Below are 12,564 nucleotides of genomic sequence, written 5' to 3' on the forward strand. Positions count from 1 at the left end.
TCCGATCCCCCACGAACGCGCCCCTGACGGGCCCCGAGAAGGAGAACCGACGATGAGTCTCATCCTCAACGACATCACCCTCACCTATCCCGACGGCGACGGTGCCGTGGTGCGCGCGGTCGACCGCGTGAGCCTGCGCGCCGACCGCGGACGCACGGTGGCGCTGACCGGCCCGTCGGGGTGCGGGAAGTCGAGTGTCCTCGCCGTCGCGGGCACCCTGATCCGTCCCGATTCGGGCGGCGTCGAGGTCGGCGGCGTCCGCGTCGACGACCTGTCGTCGGAGGAGCGGGCCGCCGTGCGTCGGGAGCGCATCGGCTTCGTCTTCCAGCACGACAATCTGGTCCCGGGGCTCACTGCGCTGGAGCAGGTTCTGCTGGCGGTGCACGTGTCCGGCGGACGGCCTTCGGCTCAGCGGCGGCGGGCGTTGGAGATCCTCCACGCCGTCGGCCTGGCCGACGCCGCGGGCCGGATGCCCGGTCAGCTGTCGGGCGGCATGCGGCAGCGCGTCAACATCGCGCGGGCGCTCGTCACCGAACCCGAGGTGCTTCTGATCGATGAGCCGACCTCGGCGCTCGACTCCGAGCGCGGCGCGGAGATCATCGACCTGCTGATGCGGCTCACCCGTGAGCGCGACGTCGCCTCGCTGCTGGTGAGCCACGATCTCGGCACGCTCGGCGACGTCGATGAGACCCTGCACATGCGCGACGGTGCGCTGGTGGGCGCACCGGCGGTGGCCTGACGCGAAGCAGGGCTCCGGAGTCGATGACTCCGGAGCCCTGAGCTGTCTGTCGAGCGGTGTCGTCCTAGATGTCGAGGCGCGCGTATTCGCGCAGCTTGGACGTCTGGTGCACGGCTTCGATGGTGCGGATGGTGCCCGACTTCGACCGCATGACCAGCGACCGCGTGGTGGCGCCGTTGGGGCGGTAGGTGACGCCGCGGAGCATGTCGCCGTTGGTGACTCCGGTGGCGCAGAAGAAGGAGTTCTCGCCGCTGACGAGGATGTCGTTGGTGAGGACCATGTCGAGGTCGTGTCCGGCGTCGACGGCCTTCTGGCGTTCGGCGTCGTCGCGCGGCCACAGTTTGCCCTGGATCTCGCCGCCCATGCACTTCATGGCGACCGCGCTGATGATGCCCTCGGGGGTGCCGCCGATGCCCATCAGCATGTCGATGGTGCTGTAGTCGCCGGCTGCGGCGACGGTGCCCGCCACGTCGCCGTCGGAGATGAGGCGGATCTTGGCGCCCGCGGCGCGGATCTCGGCGATCAGATCGGAGTGCCGGGGACGGTCGAGGACCACGACGGTGAGGTCGGCGACGTCGATGCCCTTGGCGGCGGCGACCGAGTTGATGTTCCACTCCACCGACTGGTTGATGTCGATGGCGCCCTTGGCGGCGGGACCGACGGCGATCTTGTTCATGTAGAACACGGCCGACGGGTCGTACATGGTTCCGCGTTCCGACACGGCGATGACCGCGATGGAGTTGGGGCGCCCCTCGGCCATCAGGGTGGTGCCGTCGATGGGGTCGACGGCGACGTCGACCTCGGGGCCCTCGCCGTTCCCGACGACCTCGCCGTTGTACAGCATCGGGGCCTCGTCCTTCTCGCCCTCGCCGATGACGACGGTGCCGCGCATCGACACCGTGGAGAGGAGTTCGCGCATCGCGTCCACAGCGGCTCCGTCTCCGGAGTTCTTGTCTCCACGACCGACCCAGCGGCCGGCGGCGAGCGCGGCGGCTTCGGTGACGCGGACCAGTTCCATGGCCAAGTTGCGGTCGGGGGCTTGCTTCGTCATGTGGACTCCACCTTCGTTGCGAAACCTGTTGAGGTCTTGGTCTCGATTCTTCCATGACCGGCGGCGGCGATTGGCTGGGGGCGCCGCACAACTGCGATACTGGATGCCATGGCCGATAAACCCCGGATTCTCCAGGACAGCAGGGATCTCATCTGGTCGCTGCTCCCGTTGGTGCTGATCGCTCTGGTGATCGCGGGGATCGCGGGCAGCTGCTCGTGGGGGTTCGGCGACAAGGCGGCGCAGGAGAGCATCCCGTCGTTCGATGTGCGCGACGGGCTCAAGGCGGACGCCGCGTCGATGCCGTTCGCCGTGCGTCACCCGGCGGTTCCGACGTCGTGGAAGCCGAACTCGGGGTCCACCCAGGAGGTGGGCAGCACGGTGTCGAGCAATGTCGGTTGGATCGCCGACAGCGGTGCCTATGTGCAGCTCACCCAGACCGATGCTACCGAGGAACAGCTGGTGATGAAGCTGGCCGGCAGTGAGGCGGCCGGTGAGGGCGTCGAGACGATCCGCGGACTGCGGTGGGTGAAGTACCGCGGGGAGGACGACAAGGTCTGGATCGCCGATATGGGTGACGCTCGGGTGGCGGTCAAGACGCGCGGTGGCGCGGACCTGCTGACGACGCTCGCCACGGCGGTCACCGAGGCGTCGCCGATCAGTGCGGAGCGTCCGAAGCCTGCGGACGGTCCGGCGCCGTCGCCCACTCCCTGACGGTCACTGCCTGACCGTCACTCGTCGTCGGTGCCGTCGTCGGTGTCGTCGTCGGTGTCGTCGTCGGTGTCGTCGTCGGTGTTGAGCGCGGCCTCGATGCGGTCGCGGGCCCCCTCGAGGTGCTCGGTGCACCGGGCGGCGAGCGCTTCGCCGCGCTCCCAGAGCGCCAGCGACTCGTCGAGGCCCAGACCGCCGCGTTCCAGACTCGATACGACGTCCGCCAGCTCGTCGCGCGCCTGCTCGTAGCCGAGTTCGGCGACGGGCACCGTCACCTCGTGATCGGCGCTGTCGGTTTCTGGTGTGTCGCTCACTGGTCGTCCTCTTCGGTGGTCTGGGGGTCGGAATGCCGCCGGTCGGAGCCGTCGGGCGCAGACTCCCGATCGCCGACGACGGCCGTCACCGACCCGTCGGTGACGCGGATGCGCACGCGCGCTCCGGGCGGAAGATCGTCGACGGTCGCGGCGGCGCGGCGATGGTCGGTGTCGATGCGCTGCACCACCGAGTACCCGCGCGCCAGTGTCTGCGCCGGACCGAGCGACCCGAGCTGGGCGGCGAGGCGCTGGAGCCGATGCTCCTCGACGGTGAGCGTGTGGGTGAGGCTGCGGCGGATGTCGCGGACGGCGGCGTCGACGTGCGTCTGACGGTCGTCGATCATCCGCAGCGGGTTCGCCAGTACGGGGCGGCGGCGCAGGCCGTCGACGACGTGCTGTTCGCGGTGCACCCACCCGCGCAACGCCTGTGCGCTGCGTCGGCGGAGCGCGGTGATCGCCTCCAGTTCGGCGACCACGTCCGGGACCACCTGCTTGGCGGCATCGGTGGGGGTGGCGGCGCGCAGGTCGGCGACCAGGTCGAGCAGCGGCGTGTCCGGTTCGTGGCCGATGGCGCTGACCACGGGTGTCCGGCAGTCCGCGACGGCGCGCAGCAGCGTCTCGTCGGAGAAGGGCAGGAGGTCTTCGACGCTGCCGCCGCCGCGGGCGATGATGATGACCTGTACGTGGGGCTCGCGGTCGAGCGCCGCCAGGTGGTCGAGGATCGCGGGGACGGCGCTCGGGCCCTGGACCGGGGCGTCGCGGACGTCGAACGCCACCGCGGGCCAGCGACTCTCGGCGACGGCGAGGACGTCGCGCTGGGCTGCGCTCGCGCGGCCGCTGATGAGGCCGATGGTGTGCGGGAGGAACGGGAGGGGCCGTTTGCGGCGCGGATCGAAGAGTCCCTCGGCGGCCAGCAGGGCTTTGACCCGTTCGATTCGGGCGAGGAGCTCGCCGATGCCGACCGGTCGGATGTCGGTGATCCGCAGCGAGAGGGTGCCGCGACCGGTGTAGAAGTTGGGCCGACCGCACACCACCACGCGCGCACCGTCCTGCAGGGGGACCGGGCTGCGCTGCAGGAGACCGGGGTCGCAGGTCAGCGAGATGGAGATGTCCGCGGAGGGATCGCGCAGGGTGAGGAACGCCGTCCGAGTCCCCCGCCGCATGTTGATCTGGGTGAGTTGCCCCTCCACCCACACCTGGCCGAGCCGGTGGATCCAGTCGGCGATCTTGAAGCTCAGGGTCCGGACCGGCCAGGGGCTCTCCGGCGAACTGGCCTGACTAGAGCTCACGGTCGGTGCTCACGGGCTGTCGGAGTGGGGTCACCGCGCCGATTCGGACTTCTTCTGCTGGCTGACGATGCGGTTGTCGATCATCGTGACGAACGGGGTCCGGTTGCGGCCGGCCTTCTCGAAGTCGCGGATCTCGGTGAGCTCCTCGACGCTCAGGCCGCGGACCTTCGCGCGCAGCTGAGCGAGCGTCAGGTTCTGGTAGTCGATGACGGCGACGACGTCGGGGACGTCCTCGTCGGCCACGTCAGCGGCGCGGGACGCCGGGGACGCGTCGGCGACACCGACGGGCGTCGAGCTGTAGAGGGCGAAGCGGCCGGCGTTCGCCGCGGGCGGTTCGGCCTCGGCGGCCGTGGCCGCCGGCTTCTTCGCAGCGGCCTTCTTCGCTGCGGGCTTCGTCGCTGCGGGTTTCTTGGGTGCGGGCTTGCTCGGGGCGGAACCGTTGGTCTGCGCCTTCGGCGCGACGGTGCTCGGTGCGACGGTGCTGCTGTCACCGGCGTCGTCGCGTGCGGCCTCGACACGCGCGGGCGCGTCCGGCAGCAGCGGCTCGGGAGCCTCGTCGTCTTCGTCGAAGTGCGCCCACTCGGGCTGCTCCTCGGCGGTGTCGCAGTACGGCGCGAGGAACTCGTCTCCCTTGATCGCGAGCTCGGCGACGTTCTGCTGCAGGCGCATGCCCGCCTGCAGTCCCCGGCTGACCGCGCTCATGGGGAAGGTGATGACCCGGGTCGGCAGTTTCCGGGTCTCCTCGAGGGTGGTCGCGACCAAACCGGCGACCAATCGGGCTGTGTACGGAGGACGACTCATGGCATTACTGTCTCACAGCCGTACCCTGGAGGTCATGGCTGACAACAAGCGCGTCCTACTCGCGTCGCCCCGTGGATATTGTGCAGGCGTCGACCGGGCCGTGGAAACGGTCGAAAAGACACTGGAGAAGCACGGTGCGCCCGTGTACGTCCGCAAGGAGATCGTGCACAACCGTCACGTGGTCGACACCCTCACCGAGCGCGGTGTGATCTTCGTCGACGAGACCGACGAGGTCCCGGAGGGTGCGATCGTCGTGTTCTCGGCGCACGGCGTCTCCCCGGAGGTGCATCGCACTGCGGAGGAGCGGCAACTGCGGACCATCGACGCGACGTGCCCGCTGGTGACCAAGGTCCATCACGAGGCCAAGCGTTTCGCCCGCGACGACTACGACATCGTGCTCATCGGGCATGAGGGGCACGAGGAGGTCGAGGGCACCTCGGGGGAGGCTCCCGAGCACATTCAGATCGTCGACGGCCCCGATGCGGTCGACAACGTCGTGGTGAGAGACGAATCACGGGTGATTTGGCTCTCCCAGACCACGCTGTCGGTCGACGAGACGATGGAGACCGTCAAACGGCTCCGCGAGCGCTTCCCTGAGCTGAACGATCCGCCGTCGGACGACATCTGCTACGCGACCCAGAACCGTCAGGTGGCGGTCAAGGCGATGGCGCCGAAGTGCGATCTGGTGATCGTCGTCGGTTCGCAGAACTCGTCGAACTCGTTGCGGCTGGTCGAGGTGGCACTGCAGAACGGCGCGAAGTCGTCGTTTCTCGTCGACTATGCGCGCGACATCGACGTCTCGTGGTTCGACGGCGTCTCGACCGTCGGCGTCACCTCGGGTGCGTCGGTGCCGGAGGTGCTGGTGCGCGGCGTGCTCGACCTGCTCGCCGAGCACGGCTACGAGGACGTCGAGACCGTGACGACCGCGCAGGAGACGCTCACGTTCTCCCTGCCGCGTGAGGTCCGTCCCGCGCGCACCCCGCGCTGACGACGACTATCGAGTCCGCTGCGCCGGCTCCGTGACGGCGGTGCGTCGGCTGCGGGCGGCGACGATCCCTGCGGCGCCGAGCACGGCGGCACCGAGCACGACGGCGCCGATGGCGATGCCGGTTCCCGATGCGGGATCGTCGGGCGCTTGAACGAGGGGGATCGGCGTGCCCGCGGCGGTGCGGTCGGCGGAGTCGGACAGGTCGGCGGTCAGGGCCGCTGTCGGGTCGATGACGCCGGCGCCGACGGCGGCGTCCCGACCTCCGCCGTGCGCGGTCCGGACGATGCGGTCGACGACCTGGTCGGCGCGCAGGTCCGGGAATCGGGACCGGACGAGCGCCGCGAGTCCGGCGACATACGGTGCGGCGTACCCCGCCCCGGCCAACGGCATCGGCCCGTCGGGTGTCCGCAGCGAACCGGTGAGCCGCCCGGTGCCGTCCGGGGCCACGACGTCGGTGCCCGGAGCGGCCACGCCGACCCACGGTCCGCGGAGACTGAAATCGGCGGGCGATCCGTCCGCGGCCGACACGGCCCCGACGGTGAGGACCAGCGGCGCGAGCCGGGCGGGTGTCACCACGGTGCGCAGACGCTGCAGAGCGTCCTGCGGTGAGGCCGCTGCGCCGGGATTCTGGTCGCCGCAGGGCCCCGACGCACCGCCGGGCGTGAGGTTTCCGGCGGCGACGACCACGACGGCATCCCGGGTGCGGGCGTACTGCAACGCCGACCGCAGCCGGGTGTCGTCGAGACGCGTGCCCGCGGCGGCACAGGCGACCTCGGAGATGTTGACGACGCCGGCGCCGAGATCGACGGCCCGCACCACGGCGCGCGCGAGGGTGTCGACCGGACCGTATCCGGCACCGACCGTCGGCGTAGGCCGCCGGCGGTCACCGTCCGTGCGGGCGTAGGCGCCACTGGACTGACGAATCGCCAGGATGGCCGCATCGGGGGCGACCCCGACGAAGGCATCGCCCGGTGACGCGCGGCCGGCGATGATCCCGGCCACGAGCGTGCCGTGCGCATCGCAGTCACCCCGGCCGTCGCCGTCGCCGACGTAGTCACCGCCCCCGCGCACGCGCGGCAGACGCGGATGCGGGGTGACGCCGGTATCGATGACGGCGACGGTCACGCCGGCGCCGCGACTGAACCGGTGGGCGTCGGCGATGCCGAGCAACCGGTGGCCGGACGGCTCGTCGGTGACCGACGACGGCAGCGTGACGGCGCAGTCGGCACTGCGTCGAACGTCGTCGGGTGCGGCGATGGGCTCGGCGGAGACCGGGCGGGCCACCCGGGTGGCACCCGGACTCGCGGGTGGCGGCGCGGCACCCGCCGGCGCCGATACGGCTCCCGGCGTGCACGCGAGCAGCACCGCGACGGCGAGCACCGGCCGCGACCGACCGGTCATGCTCCGCGGACCGTCCGGTACAGGTCGAGCACCCACACCAGCAGCGGGAGCACGGCGACCAGCACCCCGTACTCGGCCACCTCGGCGGCTCGAACCTGCAGCGGTGAATACTCGCCGCCCGGTGCGATCACGCCGATGAGCAGCGCGACGGTCCCGAATCCGAGGACCGCGACGAAGGCGGTGAACGGCGACACCCCGCCGCCGACGGTCCACGCGGCCAGAGTGGCGACCGCCGTCATCGCGGCGCCTCCGACGAGGACGGCGGACTGGCGGCGATCGACGTGGGTCCGGCCGCGGGCCAGTACCGAGACGATGATCGCCGCGCAGTACACCGCCGCGACCGTCGACGGCCCCGCGGTCGCGGCGACCGCGACGGTCGCGGCGGCGACGATCGCCACCCCTCCGGCCAGCAGGCCGGTGAGGATCGACGACGCGGCGCCGGCCCGCCGGGTGAGGTCGTCGTCGAAGACGAGACCGGCGATGGCCTCCATCGGATCGTCGTCGGTGCGCGCCGCCGCCGGGTCTCGCAGCGCCAGGGCGTCGACGCCGGGGACCGGATCGTCGAGCTCATCGGGAGGCGGCGGTGCGGCGGTCGGGACGGCCGGCAACGGCAGCCGCGCCGCCGCGACGGCGAGGCGCGGTGCGAGCAGCACGGTGGCGACCGCGACCGCGGCGAGACAGGCTGCGATCCGTTCGGGGGCGAGCGAGACGATCGTCGACGCGGCGGCGCCGACGGCGAGCAGCGCACATGCGGTGGCGACGGCGACGTGGGCGGCCGTGGCGACACCGGTGAGGCGATGACCGATCACGGCGACGACGAGGGCGGCGGTCGCCGCCACGGCGGTCCGGGCGTCGGCGGGACCGTCCGATGTGACAGCCCACGCCGTCGACGCCGCGAACGAGGTGGCGGCCAGCGACACGGTGGCGATGACCTCGGTGGCGATGACCTGGGTGGCGATGACCTCGGTGGTGGCGGCGAACCGGCGCCCCAGCGCCGCGACGGTCATCAACAGTGCCGTGGCGGCGGCGGTGATCGCACCGACCGCGGCCGCATCGCCGCGGTCCGTCGCCCACCCCGCCAGGACGAACGCCGTCACCGCCGCGGCGAGGAACACCGCGCAGCCGGTGCGGACCGCCGCCGACGGCGACCACGCGGGCCGCGTGCGGCGCAACGCCGACGCGACCCCGTCGGCCACGTCGTCGACGACCGTCCGGCGGGCGACCGGGTGATCGGGACGCACCAGCAGAAGCTCACCGTGGACCACCCCCGCGTCGGCGAGGGTGTCGGACGGACGCAGTCGGGTGCCGTCGATCCGGGCCAACGTCCACGGCGGTGTCGCGACGCGGTCCGTGGCGCCGAAGCTATCCGGAATACGCAGTGCCACAAGCAGGTCCGGCATCAGGGCCGCGATCGGAACGCCGAGCGGAAGCCCGGCGTCCAACTGCGTGTCGCCACCCAGAATCGAGGTCCGGACGATCTCCGGTTCGATGAATGCAGTCATATCGCACACCTTCCCCCCAGGTTCCTGATACAACCCATCCATCGCGTGTGCGGCGATGGATGCGTTCGAGGAAACCACGATTCCCCGCGTCGCGGCCGGTGTTTGCCGAAACACCGCGTCGGACCGCCGCGCGAACGGGGGCTGGGGGGCTCAGATGGACGGTTCGGTATTCGGCGGCGCACCCGTCGTCGCCTTCACGCGGCGACCTCGGCTCGTGACGACCGCTCCGCCCGACGGTGAGGTCGAGTTGACGGCGCCGCCGGAGCTCTCGCGTGCGGTCCCACCGAACATGCTGGTCCGGCTGCTGCCGGTGGTGATGGTCGTCGCCGTCGTCGGGGCGAATGTCGGAGAGCCACTATAATCTCGCGGTATGCGAGCGATCATATACTGCCGAGTGTCCTCCGACCCAGCCAAGCGCGGCAAGTCCGTTACCGAGCAGGAAGCGGAATGCCGCGACGTCTGCACACGCGAAGGCTGGGACGTCGCCGAAGTCCTCGTCGACAACGATCTCGGCGCCTCCCGCTACTCACGCGGTGAACGAACCGCGTACGCACGACTGGAAGCCACCCTCCGACCGGGCGATGTGCTCGTCACCTGGGAAGCCTCCCGCGCCCAACGTGACCTATCGGCCTACCTCACCCTCCGCGACCTATGCGCCGACCGCGGCGTCCTCTGGTCCTACAGCGGCCGCACCCACGACCTCACCCGCGGAGACGACCGCTTCACCACCGGCTTAGACGCACTCCTTGCCGAGAAGGAAGTCGAGCAAACACGCGAACGCGTTCTGCGTGCCGTCCGGGCCCGCGCTGCTGCCGGTCGACCGCACGGGAAGCCGCCGTACGGCTACCGCGTGGCTCGCGACCCCGACACCGGCCAGTCGACTGGCCGCGCGCCCGACCCCGAGCAAGCACCGCGCGTCCAAGAGATCATCCGCCGAATCCTCGCCGGAGACAGCATCTACCGGATCTGCCGAGACTTCACCGACCGCGGAATCCCGCGACCCCGCAGCAGCGACACCAACGCGTGGGACGCGACCACGGTCCGCCGCATCGCGAACAACCCCGCCTACGCGGGGCTGCGGGTCCACCACGGGCAGGTCGTCGGCCCCGGCACCTGGGAGCCGATAATCTCGGTCGACGACCACGAGCGCGCAAAATCCCTCGTCTCCGACCCTTCGCGCACGACTCGCCCGAAGACCGGCGACGGCCCCGCCTGGCTCCTATCCGGGATCCTGGCCTGCGCGCACTGCGGCAGCCCGTGCGTCCGCAACAAGACCCGCGGGAAACCGATCTACGCGTGCGCCGGCCACCGGTATGCCGAAACGGGATTGCGGCACTGCACCGGTCGTGTCATCGAGCGCGTCGACCCGTACGTCACTGAGGCGATCATCCGGAGGCTCGAAGGCCAGGATCTCGTCGATGACCTGTGCGCGAGCGATGTCGAGTATCGGGCGGCGGCGGATGAGGCCGCGGCATTGCGCCGCCGCCTGGATGGGTTCACTGATGCTGCCGCGGAAGGGGAGGTGTCGCCGTCGGCGTTGGCTCGGATCGAAGCGAAACTCCTCCCGCAGATCGAGGCTGCTGAGCAGCGTGCGCGGAGTCGGGTGTCGCCGCTGGTGGAGTCGATGCGTGGGGCGGGCGCACGACGGCGGTGGGACAGTCTGCCGATGCTGGACCGGCGCGAGTTGGTGCGAGCGTTGACTGCGTCGATCACCCTGTCGTCGGTGGGCCGCGGCCGCAAGACCTACCCGGACGGTGAGGGCATCACCATCACGTGGCGGTAGTCATGCCGGTGGCTGCCACGACCAGTCGCCGTCGCACGCGGCCTCGACTGCCGCGACCTCGAGCGGGTCGAGGTGCTCCATGCGCATCCACGCGGTCTGCTGGTCGACCCACAGGTGATCAGCGAGATCGTGCAAGCACGGGTGCCGGAGCCACAGGAAGGCGTCGACCAGTTGCTCCAACGTGACCAGCCGGCGGGCTGACTCCAACTCGACGATCTGCTCTTCGACGTCAGGGTCATGATGCTCGCGGCCGCGGCGCTCGATGTGCACGAGCTCGTGCGTCAGCGTGCACCGACGTTCGGCTTGGGATAGGCCGCGGTGCAGCCAGATGGTGCGTCGGCCGATCAGTCCCATGTGGCCGGGGGAGAGTCGGCGGGTGCAGTCGATGTCCAGGTCGGGGTGTAGGTCGCGAGCCAGACGCCACGGATGCCAGGAGTTCATACCGGACATACGAGCATGGGGCTCTGACAGAAAACGCCGTGACCAGGAACTACACGCGTGTGATTAGCAGGCGGATAGTTCGCGCTGGACGGTGAAGTTGTCCCAGTCTGGTGTCGCTCCACCTGCGGCATGCACGATTGTTCGTGCTGCCGTCATGCCGCGATTCACGGCCCGCACATCGTCGGTGTCCTCCACCGTGATTGTTAGGTCGAGGGTGGCGCCACCGATGCAAATCCCAGTGTCGGCGTTGAAGCGCCCTGGGTTTCGTTCCGAGTCTCAGCAAGGAGAATCAGAACATGCCCAAGAAGTTCAGTCCAGAACTGCGTGACCGTGCCGTGCGCATGGTCTACGACCGCCAAGCCCGCGAGGGCGGACCTCGCGCAGCATCGATCCGTGCCGTCGCGCCGCAGCTCGGTGTCGGGACAGAGACGCTGCGGATCTGGTGCAATCGCTACGGCGCCACCGAGCCGGTCGGACCAGGAGAGTCGCTCGAGGAGGAGAATCGCCGTCTCCGCCGGGAGCTCGCCGAGGCGCGGCGTGCGAACGAGATCCTGAAGGCCGCCTCAGCGTTTTTCGCAGCGGAACTCGACCGCCCCACGACGAAATGATCGCGTTCGTCGACATGCATCGCGAGAAGTTCGGGGTCGAGGCCATCTGCCGCATCCTCAGTACGACAGAATGTGGGTTCATCACCTCCCGCGGATACCGTGCGGCCAAGAACAGGCCGGCCTCCGCTCGCAGCGTTCGGGACGAGATGCTGGTGGAGGAGGTGCAACGGCTTCATCAGGCGAACTACAGCGTCTACGGGGTCCGGAAGATGTGGCACGCTATGCGCCACGCAGGATGGGACGTCGGCCGCGACCAGGTCGCGAGGCTGATGAAGATCGCCGGCCTGCAGGGCGTTCGCCGAGGTCGAAAGCCTGTCACCACCTGCTCCGCAGACGGAGATGACCAGCGCCCGGACCTCGTTGAACGGCGGTTCGTCGCGGATCGACCGCAGCAGCTTTGGGTCGCCGACATCACTTACGTCCGGATGCTCTCCGGGTTCTGCTACGTCGCATTCATTACCGATGTCTTCAGTCGCAGAATTGTCGGCTGGGCGGTCGCGCCCACGCTCCACACGGAGCCTCTGCCATTGCTCGCACTGGAGCATGCACTCCAGTCCACCGGGGTGAGCAGGAACGAAAGCGGATTGATCCACCATTCCGACAGAGGTAGTCAATACGTCTCGCTCGCCTATTCGGACGCTCTCCTCGCCGCGGGAATTACGGCTTCAGTGGGTACCGTCGGCGATAGCTACGATAACGCGCTGGCCGAGACAGTGAACGGCCTATACAAGGCGGAGTTGATCTACTCCAAGCGGATCTGGGAGTCCGTCAGCGAGGTTGAGTTCGCCACGATGGGCTGGGTCCACTGGTGGAACACGTCCCGGCTCCACGAAGCTCTCGGCTACCGCACCCCGGCGAACGTCGAAGCGTCCTACACTCACACCACGACGACCGCGCCCGCGGCCGTGTAACCACGGAACGAAACCCAGGGCGCTTCAG

The 12,564-nt window shown here is 69.9% G+C and carries 13 protein-coding genes and 1 other annotated feature; of the genes, 6 read left to right on the forward strand and 7 right to left on the reverse strand.

The window, feature by feature from the left end; translation table 11 throughout:
- Positions 1–52 precede the first annotated feature (52 nt).
- Positions 53–739: an ABC transporter ATP-binding protein gene (locus tag G528_RS0113830; protein WP_026919486.1), complete on the forward strand. Its 687-nt coding sequence runs from the start codon at positions 53–55 to the stop codon at positions 737–739.
- Between the two features lie 64 nt (positions 740–803).
- Here the strand turns inward: G528_RS0113830 and glpX are convergent, their stop codons facing one another.
- The gene (glpX, locus tag G528_RS0113835; RefSeq protein WP_026919487.1) at positions 804–1,790 is read right to left on the reverse strand and encodes a class II fructose-bisphosphatase; all 987 of its coding nucleotides are present in this window, start codon (positions 1,788–1,790) and stop codon (positions 804–806) included.
- Between the two features lie 108 nt (positions 1,791–1,898).
- On the opposite strand from glpX, the gene G528_RS17635 reads away from it, so the two are divergent.
- On the forward strand, positions 1,899–2,501 hold the full coding sequence (locus G528_RS17635; RefSeq protein ID WP_035720144.1) for a DUF4245 domain-containing protein: 603 nt from the start codon (positions 1,899–1,901) through the stop codon (positions 2,499–2,501).
- Positions 2,502–2,518: 17 nt separating this feature from the next.
- Here the strand turns inward: G528_RS17635 and G528_RS0113845 are convergent, their stop codons facing one another.
- Genes G528_RS0113845 through G528_RS0113855 form a run of 3 tightly spaced genes read right to left on the reverse strand, consistent with a single transcriptional unit; the run spans position 2,519 to position 4,902 of the window.
- Positions 2,519–2,812 carry an exodeoxyribonuclease VII small subunit gene (locus G528_RS0113845; RefSeq protein WP_035720147.1) on the reverse strand — a complete coding sequence of 98 codons (294 nt, stop codon included), beginning with the start codon at positions 2,810–2,812 and terminating at the stop codon, positions 2,519–2,521.
- On the reverse strand, positions 2,809–4,101 hold the full coding sequence (gene xseA, locus G528_RS17640; RefSeq protein WP_051198850.1) for an exodeoxyribonuclease VII large subunit: 1,293 nt from the start codon (positions 4,099–4,101) through the stop codon (positions 2,809–2,811). Before xseA ends, G528_RS0113845 begins: the two co-directional genes overlap by 4 nt.
- A 30-nt stretch (positions 4,102–4,131) precedes the next feature.
- Positions 4,132–4,902, reverse strand: coding sequence for a lipid droplet-associated protein (locus G528_RS0113855; protein WP_026919489.1), 771 nt, complete (start codon positions 4,900–4,902; stop codon positions 4,132–4,134).
- Positions 4,903–4,936: 34 nt separating this feature from the next.
- On the opposite strand from G528_RS0113855, the gene G528_RS0113860 reads away from it, so the two are divergent.
- A complete protein-coding gene (locus tag G528_RS0113860; protein ID WP_026919490.1) occupies positions 4,937–5,890 on the forward strand; it encodes a 4-hydroxy-3-methylbut-2-enyl diphosphate reductase in 954 nt (317 codons plus the stop codon).
- A 6-nt stretch (positions 5,891–5,896) separates the two neighbouring features.
- Here G528_RS0113860 and mycP read toward each other — a convergent pair whose 3' ends face one another.
- Both mycP and eccD read right to left on the reverse strand, forming a co-directional pair.
- Positions 5,897–7,291 (reverse strand): type VII secretion-associated serine protease mycosin, encoded by a 1,395-nt coding sequence (gene mycP, locus G528_RS17645; RefSeq protein WP_051198851.1) that lies wholly within the window; start codon positions 7,289–7,291, stop codon positions 5,897–5,899.
- Positions 7,288–8,793 (reverse strand): type VII secretion integral membrane protein EccD, encoded by a 1,506-nt coding sequence (gene eccD, locus G528_RS0113870; RefSeq protein WP_026919491.1) that lies wholly within the window; start codon positions 8,791–8,793, stop codon positions 7,288–7,290. The genes mycP and eccD overlap by 4 nt, the downstream gene beginning before the upstream one ends.
- A 154-nt stretch (positions 8,794–8,947) precedes the next feature.
- Between eccD and G528_RS0113875 the strand changes: the two genes are divergently transcribed.
- The gene (locus G528_RS0113875) at positions 8,948–9,154 is read left to right on the forward strand and encodes a hypothetical protein (RefSeq protein ID WP_026919492.1); all 207 of its coding nucleotides are present in this window, start codon (positions 8,948–8,950) and stop codon (positions 9,152–9,154) included.
- A gap of 9 nt (positions 9,155–9,163) precedes the next feature.
- Positions 9,164–10,576 carry a recombinase family protein gene (locus G528_RS0113880; protein WP_026919493.1) on the forward strand — a complete coding sequence of 471 codons (1,413 nt, stop codon included), beginning with the start codon at positions 9,164–9,166 and terminating at the stop codon, positions 10,574–10,576.
- Here the strand turns inward: G528_RS0113880 and G528_RS0113885 are convergent, their stop codons facing one another.
- On the reverse strand, positions 10,577–11,017 hold the full coding sequence (locus tag G528_RS0113885; protein WP_245569785.1) for an ImmA/IrrE family metallo-endopeptidase: 441 nt from the start codon (positions 11,015–11,017) through the stop codon (positions 10,577–10,579).
- 296 nt (positions 11,018–11,313) lie between these two features.
- Here G528_RS0113885 and G528_RS0113895 point away from each other — a divergent pair.
- A protein-coding gene (locus G528_RS0113895) for an IS3 family transposase (RefSeq protein WP_156890457.1) occupies positions 11,314–12,536 on the forward strand; the annotation gives its coding sequence in 2 pieces (ribosomal slippage) (positions 11,314–11,593 and positions 11,593–12,536; 1,224 coding nt in all).
- Positions 11,583–11,716, forward strand: a sequence feature (AL1L pseudoknot). It overlaps the preceding gene by 134 nt.
- Positions 12,537–12,564 lie beyond the last annotated feature (28 nt).

The sequence above is a fragment of the Gordonia shandongensis DSM 45094 genome (assembly GCF_000423025.1).
Lineage (GTDB): Bacteria > Actinomycetota > Actinomycetes > Mycobacteriales > Mycobacteriaceae > Gordonia > Gordonia shandongensis.

Bases quoted from the DNA above. Each gene is read 5' to 3' on its own strand.
- G528_RS0113875 (WP_026919492.1), top strand. From the start codon at position 8,948: ATGGACGGTTCGGTATTCGGCGGCGCACCCGTCGTCGCCTTCACGCGG.
- glpX (WP_026919487.1), bottom strand. From the start codon at position 1,790: ATGACGAAGCAAGCCCCCGACCGCAACTTGGCCATGGAACTGGTCCGC.
- G528_RS0113885 (WP_245569785.1), bottom strand. From the start codon at position 11,017: ATGAACTCCTGGCATCCGTGGCGTCTGGCTCGCGACCTACACCCCGAC.
- G528_RS0113880 (WP_026919493.1), top strand. From the start codon at position 9,164: ATGCGAGCGATCATATACTGCCGAGTGTCCTCCGACCCAGCCAAGCGC.
- G528_RS0113860 (WP_026919490.1), top strand. From the start codon at position 4,937: ATGGCTGACAACAAGCGCGTCCTACTCGCGTCGCCCCGTGGATATTGT.
- G528_RS17635 (WP_035720144.1), top strand. From the start codon at position 1,899: ATGGCCGATAAACCCCGGATTCTCCAGGACAGCAGGGATCTCATCTGG.
- G528_RS0113855 (WP_026919489.1), bottom strand. From the start codon at position 4,902: ATGAGTCGTCCTCCGTACACAGCCCGATTGGTCGCCGGTTTGGTCGCG.
- eccD (WP_026919491.1), bottom strand. From the start codon at position 8,793: ATGACTGCATTCATCGAACCGGAGATCGTCCGGACCTCGATTCTGGGT.
- mycP (WP_051198851.1), bottom strand. From the start codon at position 7,291: ATGACCGGTCGGTCGCGGCCGGTGCTCGCCGTCGCGGTGCTGCTCGCG.
- G528_RS0113830 (WP_026919486.1), top strand. From the start codon at position 53: ATGAGTCTCATCCTCAACGACATCACCCTCACCTATCCCGACGGCGAC.